Genomic DNA, 19,026 nt, shown 5'->3' on the forward strand with positions numbered 1-19,026 from the left:
GTGGGCCTCCTGACTTGCGGATTACCCAACGCCTGCCAAGCTGTCACCGACCAATTCGTTTTGGGAGGACGAACCGGTGAAGCTGTTCCAGACCTATGACTCGCCCTTCCCGACCCGGGTGCGGCTGTTGCTCTACGCCAAGGGCATCGACGCCGAGATCATCCGGCCGCCGGGCTTCGGGGCTACGGCGGAGTCCAAGGCCGAGTATCTGAACGTCAATCCGATCGGCCGGGTGCCGGCCCTGGTGCTGGACGACGGCCGGGTGCTGCCGGAATCCGAGGTGATCTGCGAGTACCTCGAAGACGCCTATCCGACCCCGTCGCTGCGTCCGACCGATCCCTGGGAGCGGGCCAGGATGCGGCTGCTGTCGCGGATCTGCGACTTCTACGTGGTGATGGCCATGGTTCCGCTATTCAACTTCGCCGGCCGCTCGCGCCGTCATTGGGAGATGCAGGCCATCTATGACGCCTCTGGCAAGGTCGCCGAGGCCCTGGCCTATCTGGAGACCTTCATCGGGTCCGACGGCTACGCCGTGGGCGGCGCCCTGACCCAGGCCGACGGCGCCATCGCCCCGCAACTGGTCCTGGCCAGCGAGTGGATTCCAGCGCTGTTCGGAACGCCCGATCCGCTGGCCAGCCTGCCCAAACTCGCCGCCTACTGGGTCGCCATCCAGAAGGACCCCATCGCCAGCCGCCTGATCGAGGAGACCCGTGAGGCTATCGCTCAGCAGCAGGCCGCGGCGCGCGAAATGGCCAAGCAGGCCGTTTGATGATCGATCGCGGCCTGCGCCTCGCCACGCCGCGCCTGATCCTTCGCGCCTTCGAGCCGGCCGACGCTCAACGGCTGTTTGAGATCCAGTCCAACTGGAACGTCACCCGGATGCTGCGCCTGGCGCCCTGGCCCGCCACACTGGAGGCCATGAGCGAATGGGTGGACATCCACGGCCAGGAGTGGCGGGCCGGCGCGGCCTACCGCTTCGCCTGCGTGCTGGACGGCCGGGTCATCGGCTGCGCCGACATCGACGGGCTCGACGGAGGCGGCGGCGAGCTCGGCTACTTCTTCGATGAGGCCCATTGGGGAAAGGGCTTGGCCCGCGAGGCCGCCGGGGCGGTGCGCGACTTCGCCTTCGGCCATCTGGCGCTGGATCACCTGATCGCAGGCCATGCCGCCGAGAACCCGGCCTCGGGCAAGGTGCTGCAGGCGCTGGGCTTTCGCTATGTCGGCGAGACCACCAAGTTCTCCAAGCCGTATGGCCAGGACGTAGCCTATCGCCTGCTGCGCCTGAAGCAGGCCTGGCTCTAGACGGCGAAGGTCGTGAGATCCGGCGCCTGGCTGTTCCAGCCGCTGGCCCGCTCGAACGCCGCCGCCAGGGTGACGACGGAGGCCTCGTCCGCTGGCCCGCCCATGATCTGAAGGCCGGCGGGCAAGCCATTAGCCGTCAGGCCGCAGGGCGCGGTCGCGGCCGGCAGGTCCAGATAGTTTCCGGCGCGGGTCAGGCTGGAGAGCGGGGAAATCGTCTCGTCCACACCAGCGATGGGCGGGGCCTCGATGGGACAGGTCGGGCAGACCAGCGCCGAGTAGCCCGCCAGCCAGGCGTGAAACTCGGCTTGGTCCTCAACCCGCCTGGCGCGGGCGGCGACCAACTGCGCATCGGTGATGCCCCGGCCCATCCGAAAGCGACTGACGATCCACGGATCCATCTGATCGGCGTTCGCCTCGATGTGAGCCCCGCGCACGCGCCAGCCTTCGGCGGCCATCAGCACGCCGTTGGGTTCGAAATAGGCCGACAAGGGGCGCGGCGGCATGGCGGTCTCGATCTCCACACCCGCCTTGCGCAAAGCGTCGAGGGCCAAGCCGTAGAGCCGCGCGATCTGCGGCTCCATGTCGTCGATGGCTTCAGGCGCCAGCGCCGCANNNNCTTCCCCATCGGGCCCGGAGATGATCGCCAAGGCGCGCGCGGCCTCGGCGACGCTGCGGGCCAGGGTTCCCACCGTGTCGAGACTGGGCGCCAGGTCATGGACGCCCCGCAGACTGACCAGTCCCCGCCCTGGCTTCAGGCCGACCACGCCGCACACCCCGGCCGGGATGCGCACCGAGCCGCCGGTGTCGGTGCCCAGCGCCACGTCGCAGAGGCCCGCCGCCACCGCGACCGCCGATCCGCTGGACGAACCGCCAGGCGCGCGATGAACCTGGGCGTCCCACGGGTTCCATGGCTCCCCCACCGCTCGATTGGTGCCCCAGCCGCCATAGGCCAACTCCACGGTCTGGGTCTTGCCCACCGCCGCCCAACCGGCCTCCAGCAGCCGCTCGACGGCCGCGGCGTGGCGTGCGGGCGATGGATCCAGCGGCGAGCGCCCGCCGCCACCGGTCGGGACGCCGGCGAAATCGATCATATCCTTGACGGCAAAAGTCGGTCCCTGCCCGGCCGCCGGGTCGAAGACGGTGGTGAAGGCGTTCAGCCTGCCGCCATAGCGGTCAATCCGCGCCCTGGCCTGCGACGGGGTCACCAGGCCCAACTCCAATCCTTGGCGGTGGGACGGCAACCACCGTCAGCCCAGCCCTTCCAGGCCCGCCCGCGCACCACCTGCCCGGCGGCGACGCCGGTCGGCTCGCCGTCCGCCAGGACCAGCTTGCCGTTCACCAGCACATGGCTGACGCCGGTGGCGAACTGCTTGGGCTGCTCGTAGGTCCCCTTGTCGCCGATGGTCTTGGGATCAAACAACACCACGTCGGCGTGATAGCCGACCTTGAGCAGCCCCCGGTCCCTTAGCCCCAGGTTCTGGGCCGGAAACGCCGAGAGCCTGCGCACCGCGTCGGCCAGGCTGGTGGTCTTCTCCTCACGCACATACTTGCCGAGCACCCGGGCGAAGTTGCCATAAGCGCGCGGATGGGTGCTGGATTTCAGGAATACGCCCTCCGGCGCCTGGGCCGAAGCGTCGGAGCCGAAGCTCATCCAGGGCAGCGCCGTCTGGCGGGCGACGTTCTCCTCCGACATCAGGAAATAGACCACCTGCACGCGGCTGCCGTCCTCGATGACCAGGTCGATGGCCGCGTCCTCAGGACTGATCCCCCGCGCCTTGGCGACCTGCGCCAGGGTCTTGCCGGTCAGGTCCTTCATGGCCGGGTTCTTGAACCCGACCAGCAGGGTCCCCTCAGCCCCGGCATGGCGATAGAGGTTCTCGAAGGACGGCTTTTCCTGACGCATTTCGGCGATGACCTTGGCGCGGGTGTCCGGGTCCTTCATCCGGCCGATCCACTGCTCCACCCCGCCCGCCTGCACCCAGGGCGGCATGGCGGCGTCCAGACCCGTGGAGCCGGCGGTGTAGGTGTACATGTCGGCGGTGATGCGCTGGCCGCTGGCGCGGGCGGCCTCGATCCGGGCGATGGCGGGATCGAGCTTGGACCAGTTGGCGCGGCCAGCCTGTTTCAGGTGGTAGATCTCCGCGGGCGCGCCCGATAGGCGAGAGATCTCGATCAGTTCGTCGATGGCCTCCAGCAACCGGTCGGCTTCCGAGCGCATGTGGCTGATATAGATCCCGCCGCAGCGCCCAGCGTCGGTGGCCAGGGCGGTCAGCTCCGGCGTCTCGGCGTAGCTGGCTGGCGCGTAGATCAGCGATGAGCCGACCCCGAGCGCGCCATCCTCCATCGCCGCAACCACCAGCTTGCGCATGGCCAAGAGTTGCTCGGGCGTTGGATCGACATCGCCCTCGCCCAGCACGTGTTCACGTACGGTGGCCGCGCCCACGAACGAGGCCACGTTCACCGCCACGCCGCGCTTCTCCAGCCAGGCCAGGTACTGATCGAGCGTGGTCCATTCGATGGGATACTTGATGTCGCCCATTCGCTGGGTTTGCAGGCGTTTCATCTCCGGACTCAGCGGGCCCATCGAACTCCCCTCGCCCATGACCTCCAGCGTCACGCCCTGCTTCAGGTCCGAGAGGCCGCGCCCGTCGGCGATCAGGCTGTCGGTCGCCCAGGAGAGCATGTTGATGAAACCGGGCGAGACCGCCCTGCCCTTGGCGTCGATGGTGGTTCTGGCGGTTTCCGGCGCTCGCGGGCCGACATAGGCGATCCGGCCGTCCGCCACCGCCACGTCGCCCTTGAACGGCGCGCCCCCCGAACCGTCATAGATCTGGGCGTTGCGGATCACCACGTCATAGGCCGGCGGCGAGGCGGCGAGCGCCGCGGTCGAGGCCAGCAGGGCGGCGGTCAGGGCGAAGGCGGCGTGTCTGTGCATGACGCCATGTGAAGCGAGAATCCGCCGTCTGTCAGGCGAGAGTTTTTTCGTCCGCCCCTGGAACTTCGCCCCGAGGCTCCTCGTTTACTCCTTGATCGATGACGAAAGTCGGAGATCACGCCCGATCAAACACCAGCAGTGGAAATGATCGGACAAGAAGCCCGGCGAACGCTCCCACAATCCTGGTGAGAACGCCGGGCTTCGCTGTTTCTGGGCGCCGGCGGCGGGTCGCTATATCTGGCCGCCCGCGGAACGCGACCTTCCCCCGCCCGTTTCGCCGCTAAGGCCCGCCGCAGCGGCCGGCCATTTCCCTGGGAGTCTTCGCCATGAAAGTCAGCGATTGCATGACGCGTAACGTCAAGATGGCCGGCCCGACGCAAACCCTTCAGGAAGCCGCGCGGATGATGTTCGACCTCGACGCCGGCGTGCTGCCCGTCAGCGAGGGCGACCGGCTCGTCGGGATGATCACCGACCGCGACATCGCCGTCCGCGGCGTGGCCCAAGGCAAGGGTCCGGACGCCCGGGTCGGCGACGTCATGAGCAAGGAAGTTCGCTACTGCTACGACGACGAGGAAAGCGAGGCGGTGCTGCGCAACATGGGCGACATCCAGCTCCGCCGCCTTCCGGTCCTTAATCGCGACAAGCGCCTGATCGGCATCGTCTCGCTCGCCGATCTCGCCTCGGTCGGCCAGACCGCCCGCGCGGGCGAAGCGCTCGGCGGCATCGTCCGCCCCGGCGGCGAACACTCCCAGTCGATCCACTAGAAACAGCTCGCTCGCTTAGATCCTCCCCCGCTGGGGGAGGTGGCGCGCGAAGCGCGACGGAGGGGACTGCGGCGGGTGTCGAAGCCCCCTCCGTCAGCCAATCGGCTGACAGCTCCCCCAGCGGGGAGCATCTGACGGGGTGAGCCGCTAGCCCTTCGCCCGGTCCACGGTCTCGATGCTGGGATTGGCGCGCAGGGCCGCGGCGATATGGGTCAGGTGGCGGGCGTCCTTCACCTCGACGTCGAAATCCACGTCGAAGAAGTCCGATTGCCGCCGGTGCATGCGCAGATTGACGATATTGCCGCCAGCCTCGCCGATCACCGTGCAGGCCTGGCCCAGCACGCCCGGCGCATTCTTGATTGTGGCGCTCAGCTTGGACAGCGTGACGGTGTTGCGCTCGGCCTCGGGCGTCCATTGCAGGTCGCGCCAGAGTTCCTCGCGATCCTCGAAATCGGCCAGGGTCGCGCAGTCGATGGTGTGGATCGTCAGGCCCGTGCCGTCCGGCTCCAGGATGCCGACGATGCGGTCGCCCGGCACCGGGGTGCAGCAGGTTCCGAAGTTCAGCGAGACGCCGGGCGTCAGCCCGCCGCCGCGCACATAGAGCCTGGCCCCCTTGCCGCCTTCGATGCGGCGCGTGGCTGTAGCGGCGTCGCGGTCGGAGGCCTTCAGGCCGGGGAAGATCACGTCCAGCACCTGGGTCGGCGAGATGCGCCCACGGCCGACCGCCTCGAACAGGTCTTCCTCGGTGGCGACGGCGAAGCGTTCCAGCGACGGCTTCAGCAGCACGTCCTTGCGCGCCTTGCCGGCCCGCTCGAAGGTCTGGTCGACGGTGGCGAGGCCGAGCCGGATGAACTCTTCCTTCTCGGTCTGGCGGATGTGACGGCGGATCGCCGAGCGCGCCCGGCCGGTGACCGTCAGCGAGCGCCAGTCCGGCGGCACCACCGGCTTGGCGCCGCGGATCACCTCGACCACGTCGCCGTTCTGAAGAGCTGTCCGTAAGGGTTTGAGTTCGCCGTTGATTTTGACGCCGATGCAGGTGTCGCCAACGTCGGTGTGGACGGCATAGGCGAAGTCCAGCGGCATCCCCCCGCGCGGCAGGCTAACCAGCTTGCCCTTGGGCGTGAACACGAACACCTGGTCGAGATACATCTCGAGCTTGGCGTGCTCGACCAGTTCCTCGACGTCGCCGCCGTGCTCCAGCACCTGGACCAGGTGGCGCAGGTTGACCAGCGGGTCGCGGCCGCCCTCGGCGGCCTGGGCCTCGGCGTCGAAGCCGTAGGACTTGTCCTTGTAGCGCCAGTGAGCGGCCACGCCGTCCTCGGCGATCCGGTCCATGGTCTCGGTGCGGATCTGCATCTCGATGCGCATGCCGCGCGGGCCGACCACGGTGGTGTGGATCGAGCGGTAGTTGTTCCGCTTCGGCGTCGAGATGTAGTCCTTGAACCGCTCAGGCACGCTCGGCCAGGCCCGGTGGATGACGCCCAGCGCCTGATAGCAGTCGCTCTCGGAATCGACGATCACCCGGAAGGCGAAGATATCGGAGAGCTGGGAGAAGCCGATCGATTTGCGCTGCAGCTTGCGCCAGATCGAATAGGGGTTCTTCTCGCGCCCGAAGACCCTGGCCGACAGACCGGCGGCCTCCAGCCGGCTGGCGATTTCGCCAGACACCACCGCGACCGCCCCGCCCTGCTCGATCCGCAGGGCCTCGAGCCGGCGGCCGATGGCGTCGCGCGCCACCGGGTTCAGGTGCTCGAAGGCCAGCTCCTCCAGCTCCGAACAGATCCGGTGACAGCCGATGGAGCGCGCCAGCGGCGCATAGATGTCGAGGGTTTCGCGGGCGATCCGCTCACGCTTGGCGGGGCTCTTGATGTAGTGGAGCGTCCGCATGTTGTGCAGACGGTCGGCCAGCTTGACCATCAGGACGCGCACGTCCTTGGAGATGGCCAGGATGAACTTGCGAAGGTTCTCGGCCTGCTTGGTATGTTCGCTGTTGAGCTCGAGCTTGGTGAGCTTGGTCACGCCCTCGACCAGCTCGGTGATCTCGCCCCCGAACAAGGCGCGGATATCGTCCGGGGTGACCGGCGTATCCTCGATCACGTCATGCAGCAGGGCTGTGACGATGGTGGCGGTGTCCAACCGATAGTCGGTCAGGATCCCCGCCACCTCGATAGGATGGGCGAAGTATGGGTCGCCGGAAGCGCGCTTCTGACTGCCATGCATCCGCATGGCGTAGACATAGGCGCGGTTCAGGACCGCTTCGTCGGCGGTAGGGTCGTACGAGCGGACCTTTTCGATCAACTCGTACTGACGAAGCATCTTCGGACGCTTGACGACCGGCGCGTCCGTTCTGTCGGCGGGCGGTTCGGGCGCCGCCGTTAAGGTGAGAGGTTCTGGGCCTTCTGGGCTCAGTACCGCTCCTCCTGGCCGCCGTCGCGGTCGCTCTGCAGAGCGCGGACCAGCTCCAGCTCGCTCATCTGCATGTGGGTCGGATCGGCCAGCAGGGCGAGGGTTTCAGCCTCTTCCTCGGCTTCCGAGCGCTCGTCAACACGTTGCAGGGTCCCGATCAGGTTCTCCCGCAGCTCGTCGGCGTCGACCACGTCGTCGGCGATTTCACGCAGCGAAACGACCGGGTTTTTGTCGTTGTCGCGGTCGACCAGGAGCGGAGCGCCAGCGGAAATGGCGCGGGCGCGATGGGCCGCCAGCAGCACGAGGCTGAAGCGGTTGGGGACCTTCTCGACGCAATCTTCGACGGTGACGCGGGCCATGGAATCCTCAGAGGGGCGATAGAACCGAACAAAATAGAGGCTTTGCGCTCATTGTGCAACGCCGCAACGCGGGCTTATCGGCGTTCAGATGCCGCAGAGGCCGGCCTCATGCAGGATATCGCCTGGCGTTTCAAACACCGCGCTCGGTCGCTGGGCGCGCAGGATCTCTGGCGTCGCATAGCCCCAGGTGACCGCGCCGGTCGCCAGATGCGCCTTGCGGGCGGCCTCGATGTCGCGAACCTCGTCGCCCACGCAGAGCACGTCGGCCTCGGCCACGCCGGACTTGCGGATGACCGCGCGGAACTTCGCCGCCTTGCCGAACACCGAGGCGCCGCAGCCGTAGTGAGCGATCAGTCCGACCAGATCGGGGCCCAGAACCTGGCGGACCGTCGCCTCGGCGTTGGAACTGACCACGGCGATCTTCACGCCGCCGGCGTCCAGGCGGCGAAGCATGTCGCCCACGCCTGGGAACAGTTGAAGCGACGGCGCGGCCTCGGCGGCGAGCGCCCGGAAATGCGCCGCGATGAACGGCATCTTCCAGGTCGGCACGCCCAGGCGGCTGACGATCTCGCGGTTGGAGCACCCGCGCAGGGCCGCCATCTCAGCGAGATCGATCTGGCGGAAGCCGAAGCGTTTGGCGACGTCGTTGAGCACGCACGCAAACCACTGCGCGCTGTCGGCCAGCGTTCCGTCAAAATCGAAAATCAGAAGGCGGTAGCCCAAGAGAGCACCTGCATACCGACGATAGGGCGGCGGGGGCTATACCTTGAGATGTTCCCCGTCAACGGAGCACTCCCCAGGCGTGACTTCGCGTCGCGGCTGGCGCCCCTCATCGGCTCAGAGATCGGGCGGGAGCTGAACCGGCGTTGCATCGCGCCCGACGCTGGCCGTCCGCGCCAATTCGGCGGCGGTGCTCCCCAGCACCGGATGGCGCCACCCTGGGTCGATTTCAGCCAACGGCCCCATCACGAACAGCCGTTCATGGGCGCGGGGATGCGGCAAGGTGAGACGGGGGTCGTCCGACACCACCCGGCCATAGGCGATGAGATCCAGATCCAAGGTTCGCGACGCGTTTGGCGCGCCCCTGGTCCGACCGAACTCGGCCTCGATCATGAACAACGTTCGGATTAGCTCATCGGGCGAAAGCTGAGCCTCGACAAGCACAACGCCGTTGCGATACTCCTGGGCATTCGGGTCCGGCCAGGCGGCGGAGCGCCACCAGGACGACCTTCTCAGCATGGGCAATCCCGCCTTCGCGAAACGAGCGAGCGCCGCCTCAAGAAGGGCTTCGGACGAACCAAAGTCGCCGGCCATATTGCCGCCAAGGGCGACGATGACCGCATCGTCCGAATTCATGCCCAACGCCCTATTTCCAGGATTTTCGAACCCATGACCTTCTACCCCACCGACAGGCTCGCGCTCTTCATCGACGGAGCGAACCTGTACTCGGCCGCCAAGGGTCTGGGCTTCGATATAGACTATCGCAAGCTGCTGGAAGAGTTCCGCCAGCGGGGCGTCCTGGTTCGAGCCTATTACTACACCGCCCTGGTCGAGGATCAGGAATATTCGCCGATCCGCCCGCTGGTGGACTGGTTGGATTACAATGGCTTCCGGCTGGTGACTAAGCCGGCGCGCGAGTACACCGACGCTCAGGGCCGCAAGCGCTGGCGCGGTGACATGGACGTCGAGATCGCCGTCGACATGCTGGAGATGGCGGCGCACGCCGACCACCTGGTGCTGTTCTCCGGCGACGGGGACTTCCGCGTCCTGGTCGAGGCCGTGCAGCGCCGCGGCGCGCGGGTGACCGTCGTCTCGACGGTCAAATCACAACCCCCGATGGCGTCCGACGACCTGCGCCGGCAGGCTGACAGCTTCGTGGACCTGGCCGACCTGGCCGACATCATCGGCCGGCCCTCGCGTCTGCCGCGCTTCATCCAGGAAAGCCGTGTGGCCCGCGAGAGCGACGCCGATCACGACGCCGACGCCGAGGCCTGATGTCTGTCGAGCTATGGGGCGCAGAGCCGCCCCGCGACTGCCCTCTCTGCCCCCGGCTCGTGGCTTACCGCGAAACCAACCGCGCCCAGAACCCCGACTGGTGGAACGGCCCGGCCCCATCCTTCGGCGACGCCGAGGGCCGCCTGCTGATCGCGGGCTTGGCGCCTGGCCGCACCGGGGCCAACCGCACCGGCCGACCCTTCACCGGCGATCACGCCGGCTGGATGCTCTACGACACCTTGACCAAGACCGGCTTCGCCAACGGCAAGTTCGACGCCCGCATCGATGACGGCCTTGAGTTGACCGACTGCATGATCACCAACGCCGTGCGTTGCGCCCCACCTGGCAACAAGCCTGAGACCAGCGAAGAGAACACCTGCCGCCCGTTCCTGACCGCGCGACTGGCGGCGATGCCGAATTTGAAGGTGATCGTCACCCTGGGCGACGTCTCGCGCCGCAACGTGCTCAAGGCCCTTGGCCTGAAGGCTTCGGCGGGCATTCCCGGCCACGGGACCGAGTTCCAAGCAGGCCCCTACGTGGTGCTGAACAGCTACCACTGCTCACGGCTCAACACGAACACCGGCCGGCTGACGGCGGAGATGTTCGAGGCGGTGTTCCGGCGCGCGCGAGAACTCGTGGGCGTCTAAACAGCGCGCGCACCCGCCTATCGGCGGTTGAAGTGCTTTTATTCAGGATAGCGAATCCGCGACGTCGACTTCGCGCAACCTTCACCATCTAGGCGAGCGCGACCGGGCGTGCCTGACAGGCGATTGGCGCGCCCTTTTGCAGTCTGCTCAAGGGATTCGACAATATGCGTAAAGTTCTGCTGGCCAGCGCCATGGCGCTGGCCGTTTCGACCTTCGCCGGCGCCGCCGATGCCGCGGTCAATATTCTGTACCGCGTCGACCACACGAACGGCGTCGACTACGTCGCCCAGGCCCTGAACAACGGGGCCTACAACGTGACCACCACGTCCGGTGATCTCAGCGGCTACAACCTCTCGTTCTACGACATCGTCGTCTATCTGAATCAGGACTCAAACGTTCCTGGCGGCGATGTTGGACGCCTCGACAGCTACATCAACAGCGGCGGCAAGCTGATCTTCAACACCTGGCAGGCCGGCCATCCGAGCCTCGGCGGCGACTACGGCGGAAAGAACAACAACGACACGTTGAACGTCGGCGCCGTGTTCGACGCCGGCATCGGATCGCCTCTGTCCATCACCAAGGCCGGCGAATGGGACACGTTCAGCAGCAGCCTCATCCCGACCTCTGCGACGATCGCGGCGACCTACGGCGACGGGACGGCCGCAATTCTGCTGGGCAACGGCGGGCGCACCATCTGGAACGGCTTCCTCAACGACTCGGTCGCTTCCAGCCAGCTCTATGGCAACCAGCTCAGCTACCTGGCGGGCGCGATCTCGGCCGTGCCGGAACCGGCCACCTGGGCGATGATGATCACCGGCTTCGGCCTCGCCGGCTCAGCCCTGCGTCGCCGCAGAGACGGTCTGGCGCTCGCGGCCTGATCACCCGGCCCGAGGGGACGCCTCGCGCGGCCCCTCAGCTACCGGCTCCAGTACAGATACCGCCAGGCGCGCTCGAACCCGACGCCGCGATAGAGCGACCTCGCGCCGGCGTTGCTTTCCTCGACCTGCAGGAACACCCGCTCGATCCCGCGCGCTTGAGCAGCCGCGCCCAGGCCGGCCAGGACCCGCCCGGCAAGCCCCTCCCCGCGCCTGGCCTTGTCGGTGCGCATGCCGTGCACGCTGGCCCAGCCATGCCCGAAGGCGGCCACGCCCACCGCGATGGTGCGACCTCCGTCGCTGACCCCGCCATAGACGGCGTCAGGGGACCTGGAGAGCGCGGCGACCCGATTGGCGCCGTCGGCGGGATCGAAACCCTCGCTGGTGAACACCGCCGCCCAACCGGGGCTTGGCGCGCCCTCGACCGGGGCCGGTTCGCCGCGCGCACCTGCGATCATGCCCAAGGCCCCGCCGGTCTTCACCAGGGTCGGTTGTTCAGACACATAGCCGCGGCGCGTAAGCTCGACGCGGACGTCTTCCAGACCCGGAGCATCGGCGATCCTGAACGCCGGCTTCAGGCCTCGCGCGGCGTAGGCCGCTTCGATCTCGTCCAGAACCGCAACATCGCAGGCCAAGTCATGGCGCAGAGGAACCGCGCTGCTGGCGCGCCGGATCGTGCCGGGGTCCAGCGTGACCAGCCAATCGCCGATCTCCAGCACCTCATGCGGCGTGACGGCGGCTGCCGTGGCGCGTTCGATAGCTTCGACGTCGACGGCCGTGGCCACGCCTAGCCCTTGTCGCGGAGCAGCCGGGCCTTGTCGCGGGCCCAGTCGCGGTCGGCGGTGGCCTCGCGCTTGTCGTGCAGCTTCTTGCCCTTGGCGAGCGCGATCTCGAGCTTGGCCAGGCCCTTCTCGTTCCAATAGAGCTTGGTCGGGATGATCGTGCGGCCGTCGCGCTGGACCGCGCCGATCAGCTTGTCGAGCTGCTTGCGGTGCAGCAGCAGCTTCCGGTGCCGACGCGGCTCGTGGTTGAAGCGGTTGGCCTGGGCGAAGGGCGGGATGTCGGCGTTGATCAACACCACCTCGTTCCCCTCGATCGAGGCGTAGGACTCGGCGATGTTGGCGCGGCCGACCCGCAGCGATTTGACTTCCGAACCGGTCAGCATGATGCCGGCCTCGAAGGTGTCTTCGAGGAAGTAGTCGAACCGCGCGCGGCGGTTTTCGGCGATCAGCTTGCCAACCATCAAATGACGCCAGCGTCTCTCATGCCGGCCAACACTTCGGCGCGCGAGGCCTCGGAGGCCGCCACGATGGGCAGGCGCACATCTTCCAGGCAGAGGCCCAGGTGCGCCATGGCGAACTTGGTCGGCGAGGGCGAGGCGTCGGTGAACAGCGCCTTGTGCAGGCGGATCAGCCGGTCCTGCCAATAGAGCGCGGTCTTCCAGTCATCGCCCATGACGGCGTTGTAGAAAGTGGCGCAAAGGTCGGGCGCGACGTTCGAGGTCACCGAGATGCAGCCATGGCCGCCGTGAGCCATGTAGCCCAGGGCCGTCAGGTCGTCGCCCGACAGCATCACCCAGTCGTCGCCGCACAGCAGGCGCTGCATGGTCGCGCGGGTCATGTCGCCGGTGGCGTCCTTGATCCCGACGACGTTCGGCAGCTTGGACAGGCGCCCCAGGGTCTCGTTGGAGATGTCGATCGCCGTGCGCGAGGGCACGTTGTAGACCAGCACCGGCAGCTGAACGGCCTCGTTGATCGCCGCGTAGTGAGCGTAGAGGCCCTCCTGGCTGGGGCGATTGTAGTAGGGCGTCACCACCAGGGCGGCGTCGGCGCCGACCGCCTTGGCGTGCTTCACGAGCTCGATGGCCTCGTCGGTCGCGTTGGAGCCGGCGCCAGCGATCACCGGCACGCGGCCGGCGGCGGTCTTCACCGTCAGCTCGACGACGCGGCGATGCTCGTCATGCGACAGGGTCGCGGTCTCGCCGGTGGTGCCGACGGGCACGAGGCCGTGGACGCCGCCGGCGATCTGGCGCTCGACGAGGGCCACCAAGGCGTGCTCATCCACCGCGCCGTCGCGGAAAGGGGTCACCAGGGCCGGCATCACGCCCTTGAACAAAGGATCTGACATGGTCTGCAAAAAGCCGTGAAAGCGAGGCGAGTTGTTGCGGCCTCAAGATTTGGCCGGACAATATGGCGGGGCGACCCCGCGCCGCAACATATCTTCCGTATTCCGAGAAACCTGGAGTTCGACACCTTGGCTTTCAAGGCCCGCAAAGCGTTCCTGACAACGACTTCCATCGTTCTGCTGGCCACGGTCGCCCAGGCCCAGCAGGCGCCGACTCAGGCGCCGTCGCCGCAGGATCGGCCGCCCTACGAGGGTCCGCGCCCTATCGAGCTCACCCAGACGCCGCAATCGGCCTATCGCCAGACGCCCGCTCAGACCGATGTCGCCACCCTGAATTCGGCATTGGCGTCGGCCAAACGCGGCGATGTGACCGGCGCACGCACCGCGATCGCGATGCTGAACGACCCGATCGCCAAGAAAATCGCCACCTGGGCGCTGGCCGACTCGGCCGGTGATTCGCTGTCGTTCTTCGAAATCGACCAGGCGCGGCGCGATCTGGCCGGATGGCCAAGAGCCGCCCGCCGCCAGCTGGCCGCCGAAAAGCTGCTCGAAACGTCGGGGCAAAGCCCGCAGCAGATCATCCAATGGTTCGGCGGCGCGGAGCCGCAGACCGCCGAGGGCGCGATGGCCCTGGCCTCGGCCTATCAGGCCACGGGCAAGTCCCGGGAAGCCGCCGATCTCATCCGCCGGGTCTGGCGCGACAACCTGTTCGAAGTCGGTCCGCAGAGGACCATGCTGGCCCGCTTCGGCGGGATGCTGACCCCGGAAGACCACGTCCGCCGCGCCGACATCCTGCTCTACGGAGCTCAAGGGCCGGCCGCGCGGGACATCCTGGTGCTGCTGCCGCCCGACCAGCTTCAACTCGCCCAGGTCCGAATGGCGCTGCGGTCGGGCGCCGGGAACGCCAACGACCTGATGGCCGCCCTGCCCGGCAACCTGATCAACGATCCGGGGATCGCGTTCGAACGCGCCAGCTACTACCGCAAGCGGAACCTGGAGAACCTCGCCCTGGCCAATGTCGCGAACTTCCCGCGCGACCTGGCTCACGGCGACATGGCCACCCGGATCTGGGACGAACGCTACCGCCTGGTCCTCTACGCCCTGCGCAACGGCGACTCGGCCGGCGCATATGCGGCGGCGGCCAACAGCGGCCTGACCTCCGGCGCGCCTGGCGCCGACGCCGAGTTTTACGCCGGCTGGATCGCCCTGACCCGGCTGAAGAACCCGACCCAGGCCAATATCCACTTCGCCAATGTGGAAAAGATCGGCCAATCGCCGATCACGCGCGGCCGAGCCTTCTACTGGCTGGGACGCACGGCCGAGGCGCGCGGCGACCGGGCCGCCGCCCAGCGATTCTATGGGGCCGGAGCCAAGTACAACACCACCTTCTACGGCCAGCTGGCCGCCGAGAAGGTGGACGGCGGGCGCCTGGTCCTCGGGGCCGACCCGGTCATCACCCAGGCCGATCGCGCCCGTTTCGAGGCCCGCGATACGGTCCGGGCCGCACGGCTGCTGAACGACATCGGCAATCGCGATCTCTTCCGCACCTTCGTGCTGGCGCTGGACGATATCCTGCCCACGGTCGAGGAACAGGCCATGCTGGTCGACCTGGCCCGCGGCTATGGCGACCAGGACACCTCGATGAAGGTCGTCCGCACCGCGGCCCAGCGCGGCTTCATCCTGCCCGAGCGCGGCTATCCGCTGCGCACGCCGCCGCCAGTGATGGGCGCGCCCGATCCCGCCCTGACCCTGGGCATCACCCGGCAGGAAAGCGGATTCGATCCGATGGCGCGGTCCGGCGCCGACGCGCGCGGCATGATGCAGTTGCTGCCGGCCACCGCCGCCAGCGAAGCGAGGCGCCTGGGCATGAGCTTCGAGACCTCGATGCTCTACCAGCCGGACTTCAACATGCAGCTTGGCCAGGCCTTCCTGGGCCGACAGATCAACAATTTCTCCGGTTCGTACCCGATGGCCATCGCCGCCTACAACGCCGGGCCCGGACGGCCGCCGCAATGGATCACCTTCTGCGGCGACCCGCGCGGCGCGGCCACTGATCCGATCGACTTCATCGAGTGCATCCCGTTCTCCGAGACGCGCAACTACGTGATGCGGGTCATGGAAGGCATGCAGGTCTATCGCGCTCGCTTGAGCAACGGCTCTGCGCCCATCACCCTCAGCGCCGACCTGAAGCGCGGCGGCTACACCTATGCTGGGCCGACAACGACCACGTCTCAGCCGCTGCCTATCGGCGGCAGCAACGCGCCGATCCCCAATCCCTAGAGACGCTCGCTCCACCACCGCTCGATCAACGGAGCGATCAGCTCGGTCTCCTCATAGAGGTGGTCGTCTCCGGGGATTTCGCGGATCGTCGCCTGCTCATGGCCCATGACCACCGCCGCAAGGTCGTCGTGGGATCCATTGTAGTCGGCGGTCTGCTGAATCAGCAGGGTCGGGACTTCGGCCAGGTGCGCCGACAGCAACGGGACCAGGCCCTGAGCCTCGAACCGTTTCAGCGGCGTGGCGATGAACACGGCGGCGCGCGGCGCCAGGCCGTAGTCGCGGCGAGCGATCATCGCGACCAGGGTCCCGATAGACTTGGCGATGACCAGATCGGCCCCTATCGCCGCGACCGCCTCAGCCTCGGGCCGCACATCGGGGTTGGCGATGTCCTCATGGCTCCAGAAGCCATAAGGTCGCAGGGTCACGACGTCTTGCCCGAGCCGCAGACGGTCGGTCAGGTCCTGCATCTGCTTGAATGTCGAAGGCTTGCGTCCAGGGAGGGCGAGCAGTTTCACCGCCCGGCCCCGGATCGCGCCTAGTCCACCACTAGGCCGTACATCAGGCCGTCGAGGGTGACCTCGATCAGTTCCTCGGTGGGGGCCCAGCCGAAGTTCGGACGATTGACCATCAGCGCGACCACGCCGTGGCACGACGCCCAGAGCGCCTGGGCCGCGGAATCGGCGCTGCCGGTCCGCAGACGGCCCTGCGCAGCGATCTCGCGCACGACGTCTGAGAAGATCTCGTAGCACTGCGCGCCAAGGTCGGCGGTGGTCATCTCGTCCTGCATCACCGCGGTGATGTGGCGAACATTGGAGAACACCAGCTCATAGGCGTTGGGATGGTCGAGGCCCCAGCGCATATAGCTTTCCAGCATCAGCTTGACGCGATTAGCCGCATCCATCGGCATGGACGCTATCTCGGCGTTGCGCTCGAGAAGCTGGCGGATCGTGCCCTGGCAGATCTCCAGCAGGATGCAGCTCTTGTCGGGGAAGTGCATGTAAAGCGCGGTGGACGACACCCCCACCTCGTCGGCGATCTTGCGGATCGTCGCGCCGTCATAGCCCTCGGCCACGAAGATGCGCTCGGCGGCTTCGAGAATTTCCGCCCGACGCAGATGCCCGTCGCCCTTGGGCTTGCGAGCTGATCGCCTCGTGGTGACTGAAGTGGTCACGGGTTTCCTTCCGAGTCCGTACTATGGCGAACGGAAACCAAAACCACGGCCGTGGCAAGCCCGCGCGCAATAAAGTGAGGCAATTCCGAGACTAAGGCCATGACCTTAGGTCACTACCAGCGTTTTCTTGACGCAGGCGCCAGCTTGGGCGCCAAACTGCGGTGTCGGGGGACGCAAAGTTGAACGGAGCGGCTATGAGATTGCCCGACGACCAACTGCAGCGCCTGGCGCTGCACAGCGCCTTTGGCCTCCATCTGATCGCCAAATGGATGGCTGGGCGCACTGATGTCGACCCCGAGATCCGCGACCGGTTGAGCGTGCACATCGCCGCGCTCGACGGCGTCCTGTTGGCCAACGGTCACGACTGGATTCGCGACGAAATCGAGGGCACCGAGGCGGCTCTGCAGGGCCGCTGATCTCGCCGGGGGCTGGACCTCGGCGCGCCGAACCGGCTAGTCGGTGGCCATGAGCACGCCTGCCCCCGTTGTCGCGGACCTTCCCGGCGCCATGCGCACCACCGGATGGGCCGATTACGCCCTGCTGGACTCCGGCGGCGGCCGTAAGCTGGAACGCTACGGCCCCTATACGGTCGTGCGCCCCGAGCCGCAGGCCATGTGGACCCCGCGCCTGCCCGACAGCGCCTGGGAGCAGGCCGACGCGGTCTTCAATCCCAGCGACGAGGAAGACGCCGGCAACTGGCGTTTCAAGGGCAAGCCGCAGGAAAGCTGGCCGATGGCCTGGGGCGAAGCGAAGTTCCACGCCCGGTTCACCGCCTTCCGCCACCTGGCCTTCTTCCCCGAGCAGGCCGCCAACTGGGCCTGGCTGGATGAGCGGCTGCGCGCCGCGCACGGCCAGCCGCGCGTGCTGAACCTGTTCGGTTACACCGGCGTCGCCAGCCTGGTCTGCGCGGCGGCCGGCGCCCATGTCACCCATGTCGACGCCTCCAAGAAGGCCATCGGCTGGGCCCGCGAGAACGCCGCCCTCTCAGGGCTGGAGGACAGGCCGATCCGCTGGATCTGCGAGGACGCCCGCCGCTATGTGCAGCGCGAGGTGCGCCGTGGCTCGCGCTACGACGGCATCATCCTCGATCCGCCCAAATACGGCCGCGGCCCCGACGGCGAGGTCTGGCGACTGTTCGAAAACCTGCCGGAACTCGCGGCCCTATGTTCCGAACTTCTTTCGGAAAACGCCTCATTCCTGCTGCTCAACGCCTATGCCGAACGAATCTCGGGGGCGGCGCTGTCGTCGCTGCTGGCCTCGAACCTCGAAGATCGCGGCGGGAGCATCGACTGGGGCGAGCTGACCCTGGTCGAAGATAAACAGGACCGCCAGATCGGCATGTCCTTCTATGGCCGGTGGGCGTCATGAGCCGCGCCGTCACCTCGCTGACCAACCCGACCGTCAAGGCGGTCCGCGCCCTGCACCTGCGCAAGGAGCGCGAGGAAACCGGGCTGTTCGTGGCCGAAGGCCTCAAGATCGTCACCGACGCGGTCGAGCTGGGCCACGCGCCGCGCATCTTGATGTACGGGCAGGACGCGCAAAGCCACCCCCTGCTCCGCCGCGCCATCGAGGCCACCGGCGCCGCGCACGGCGAGGTGCTCGAAGTCACCCACGACATCCTGGCCAAGGTGTCCCGCCGCGATAATCCCCAAGCGGTGGTGGGCGTCTTCGCCCAGGTCTTCACGCCGCTCGCTGATCTGAAGCCGGAGGCGGCCCCCTGCTTCGTCGCCCTGCACCGGGTCCGCGATCCGGGCAATCTGGGCACCATCGTGCGCACCGCCGACGCCGCCGGCTGCGGCGCGGTGATCCTTGTCGGCGAATGCTGCGATCCGTTCTCGGTCGAGGCCGTACGCGCCACCATGGGCTCGATCTTCGCCGTCCCCATCGTGCGCGCCACCGAGGCGGAGTTCGCCGAATGGCGCTCGTCATGGCCCGGTTCGGTCGTCGGCACCCTACTGACCGCCGAGGTCGACCATCGTCAGGCGACCTACGCCAAGCCGGCCCTGGTGCTGATGGGTAACGAGCAACAGGGCCTGACCCCGGACATGGCCGCGCTCTGCGACGTCAACGTCAAGATTCCCATGCGCGGCCGCGCCGACAGCCTGAACCTGTCGGTCGCCACCGGCATCATGATCTACGCCGCGACTTAGGCTTCTTCTCTCCCCCGC

The 19,026-nt window shown here is 67.5% G+C and carries 21 protein-coding genes and 1 pseudogene; 10 read left to right on the top strand and 12 right to left on the bottom strand.

Annotated features, from left to right (window positions below; genetic code table 11):
- Window positions 1-76: 76 nt before the first annotated feature.
- Both ASE02_RS12695 and ASE02_RS12700 read left to right on the top strand, forming a co-directional pair.
- Window positions 77-769, top strand: coding sequence for a glutathione S-transferase family protein (locus ASE02_RS12695; RefSeq protein ID WP_056734690.1), 693 nt, complete (start codon window positions 77-79; stop codon window positions 767-769).
- Window positions 769-1,302 carry a GNAT family N-acetyltransferase gene (locus ASE02_RS12700; RefSeq protein ID WP_056734692.1) on the top strand — a complete coding sequence of 178 codons (534 nt, stop codon included), beginning with the start codon at window positions 769-771 and terminating at the stop codon, window positions 1,300-1,302. The genes ASE02_RS12695 and ASE02_RS12700 overlap by 1 nt, the downstream gene beginning before the upstream one ends.
- On the opposite strand, the gene ASE02_RS22975 is transcribed toward ASE02_RS12700, so the two are convergent.
- From ASE02_RS22975 to ASE02_RS12710, 3 genes and pseudogenes are all read right to left on the bottom strand, one after another.
- Window positions 1,299-1,914, bottom strand: a 616-nt coding sequence (locus ASE02_RS22975) for an amidase family protein (protein WP_235536688.1), incomplete at its 5' end; no start/stop codon positions are given. The two genes, ASE02_RS12700 and ASE02_RS22975, sit on opposite strands and share 4 nt — an antisense overlap.
- Window positions 1,915-1,918: 4 nt before the next feature.
- Window positions 1,919-2,393: pseudogene (locus ASE02_RS23350) on the bottom strand (amidase family protein); the annotation flags it as partial.
- A 110-nt stretch (window positions 2,394-2,503) separates the two neighbouring features.
- Window positions 2,504-4,237 carry an amidohydrolase family protein gene (locus tag ASE02_RS12710; protein ID WP_056734697.1) on the bottom strand — a complete coding sequence of 578 codons (1,734 nt, stop codon included), beginning with the start codon at window positions 4,235-4,237 and terminating at the stop codon, window positions 2,504-2,506.
- 326 nt (window positions 4,238-4,563) lie between these two features.
- Between ASE02_RS12710 and ASE02_RS12715 the strand changes: the two genes are divergently transcribed.
- Window positions 4,564-5,001, top strand: a complete 438-nt coding sequence (locus ASE02_RS12715; protein ID WP_056734699.1) for a CBS domain-containing protein — start codon at window positions 4,564-4,566, stop codon at window positions 4,999-5,001.
- A 147-nt stretch (window positions 5,002-5,148) separates the two neighbouring features.
- Here the strand turns inward: ASE02_RS12715 and ASE02_RS12720 are convergent, their stop codons facing one another.
- The 4 genes from ASE02_RS12720 to folK all read right to left on the bottom strand — a co-directional run bounded on the left by ASE02_RS12720 (window position 5,149) and on the right by folK (window position 9,122).
- Window positions 5,149-7,317: a bifunctional (p)ppGpp synthetase/guanosine-3',5'-bis(diphosphate) 3'-pyrophosphohydrolase gene (locus ASE02_RS12720; protein WP_056734701.1), complete on the bottom strand. Its 2,169-nt coding sequence runs from the start codon at window positions 7,315-7,317 to the stop codon at window positions 5,149-5,151.
- Window positions 7,318-7,406: 89 nt separating this feature from the next.
- Window positions 7,407-7,766, bottom strand: coding sequence for a DNA-directed RNA polymerase subunit omega (rpoZ, locus tag ASE02_RS12725; protein ID WP_056734703.1), 360 nt, complete (start codon window positions 7,764-7,766; stop codon window positions 7,407-7,409).
- An 84-nt stretch (window positions 7,767-7,850) separates the two neighbouring features.
- Window positions 7,851-8,489 (bottom strand): HAD hydrolase-like protein, encoded by a 639-nt coding sequence (locus ASE02_RS12730; RefSeq protein WP_056734705.1) that lies wholly within the window; start codon window positions 8,487-8,489, stop codon window positions 7,851-7,853.
- A gap of 114 nt (window positions 8,490-8,603) precedes the next feature.
- Window positions 8,604-9,122, bottom strand: coding sequence for a 2-amino-4-hydroxy-6-hydroxymethyldihydropteridine diphosphokinase (folK, locus tag ASE02_RS12735; RefSeq protein ID WP_056734953.1), 519 nt, complete (start codon window positions 9,120-9,122; stop codon window positions 8,604-8,606).
- Window positions 9,123-9,155: 33 nt separating this feature from the next.
- Between folK and ASE02_RS12740 the strand changes: the two genes are divergently transcribed.
- From ASE02_RS12740 to ASE02_RS12750, 3 genes are all read left to right on the top strand, one after another.
- Window positions 9,156-9,761, top strand: a complete 606-nt coding sequence (locus ASE02_RS12740; RefSeq protein WP_056734707.1) for an NYN domain-containing protein — start codon at window positions 9,156-9,158, stop codon at window positions 9,759-9,761.
- Entirely contained in the window at window positions 9,761-10,408 is a 648-nt protein-coding gene (locus ASE02_RS12745) for a uracil-DNA glycosylase (RefSeq protein WP_056734709.1), read from the top strand. Before ASE02_RS12740 ends, ASE02_RS12745 begins: the two co-directional genes overlap by 1 nt.
- A gap of 164 nt (window positions 10,409-10,572) precedes the next feature.
- Window positions 10,573-11,286, top strand: a complete 714-nt coding sequence (locus tag ASE02_RS12750; protein ID WP_056734711.1) for a PEPxxWA-CTERM sorting domain-containing protein — start codon at window positions 10,573-10,575, stop codon at window positions 11,284-11,286.
- A 38-nt stretch (window positions 11,287-11,324) separates the two neighbouring features.
- Here ASE02_RS12750 and ASE02_RS12755 read toward each other — a convergent pair whose 3' ends face one another.
- From ASE02_RS12755 to dapA, 3 genes are read right to left on the bottom strand one after another with little or no spacing between them, the layout of a single operon-like run.
- Window positions 11,325-12,068 carry a GNAT family N-acetyltransferase gene (locus ASE02_RS12755; RefSeq protein WP_056734716.1) on the bottom strand — a complete coding sequence of 248 codons (744 nt, stop codon included), beginning with the start codon at window positions 12,066-12,068 and terminating at the stop codon, window positions 11,325-11,327.
- Window positions 12,069-12,070: 2 nt separating this feature from the next.
- Window positions 12,071-12,526 (bottom strand): SsrA-binding protein SmpB, encoded by a 456-nt coding sequence (gene smpB, locus ASE02_RS12760; protein WP_056734718.1) that lies wholly within the window; start codon window positions 12,524-12,526, stop codon window positions 12,071-12,073.
- Window positions 12,526-13,410, bottom strand: coding sequence for a 4-hydroxy-tetrahydrodipicolinate synthase (gene dapA, locus ASE02_RS12765; RefSeq protein ID WP_056734954.1), 885 nt, complete (start codon window positions 13,408-13,410; stop codon window positions 12,526-12,528). Before dapA ends, smpB begins: the two co-directional genes overlap by 1 nt.
- A gap of 126 nt (window positions 13,411-13,536) precedes the next feature.
- Here dapA and ASE02_RS12770 point away from each other — a divergent pair, with 126 nt between their 5' ends.
- Complete coding sequence (locus tag ASE02_RS12770) at window positions 13,537-15,687, top strand: lytic transglycosylase domain-containing protein (protein WP_056734720.1); 2,151 nt, start codon at window positions 13,537-13,539, stop codon at window positions 15,685-15,687.
- Here the strand turns inward: ASE02_RS12770 and ASE02_RS12775 are convergent.
- Together ASE02_RS12775 and ASE02_RS12780 are read right to left on the bottom strand one after the other, a co-directional pair.
- Window positions 15,684-16,202, bottom strand: coding sequence for a hypothetical protein (locus ASE02_RS12775; RefSeq protein WP_156406029.1), 519 nt, complete (start codon window positions 16,200-16,202; stop codon window positions 15,684-15,686). The genes ASE02_RS12770 and ASE02_RS12775 overlap by 4 nt on opposite strands.
- Window positions 16,203-16,222: 20 nt before the next feature.
- Complete coding sequence (locus ASE02_RS12780; protein ID WP_056734724.1) at window positions 16,223-16,858, bottom strand: TetR/AcrR family transcriptional regulator; 636 nt, start codon at window positions 16,856-16,858, stop codon at window positions 16,223-16,225.
- Between the two features lie 194 nt (window positions 16,859-17,052).
- Between ASE02_RS12780 and ASE02_RS12785 the strand changes: the two genes are divergently transcribed.
- Genes ASE02_RS12785 through ASE02_RS12795 form a run of 3 tightly spaced genes read left to right on the top strand, consistent with a single transcriptional unit; the run spans window position 17,053 to window position 19,008 of the window.
- The gene (locus ASE02_RS12785) at window positions 17,053-17,274 is read left to right on the top strand and encodes a hypothetical protein (RefSeq protein WP_056734726.1); all 222 of its coding nucleotides are present in this window, start codon (window positions 17,053-17,055) and stop codon (window positions 17,272-17,274) included.
- A 49-nt stretch (window positions 17,275-17,323) separates the two neighbouring features.
- Complete coding sequence (locus ASE02_RS12790; RefSeq protein WP_056734728.1) at window positions 17,324-18,226, top strand: class I SAM-dependent methyltransferase; 903 nt, start codon at window positions 17,324-17,326, stop codon at window positions 18,224-18,226.
- Entirely contained in the window at window positions 18,223-19,008 is a 786-nt protein-coding gene (locus ASE02_RS12795; protein ID WP_056734957.1) for an RNA methyltransferase, read from the top strand. The genes ASE02_RS12790 and ASE02_RS12795 overlap by 4 nt, the downstream gene beginning before the upstream one ends.
- The last annotated feature ends 18 nt before the right edge of the window (window positions 19,009-19,026 follow it).

Origin of the sequence: Phenylobacterium sp. Root700, from assembly GCF_001429025.1 — a bacterium.
Classification (GTDB): Bacteria; Pseudomonadota; Alphaproteobacteria; order Caulobacterales; family Caulobacteraceae; genus Phenylobacterium.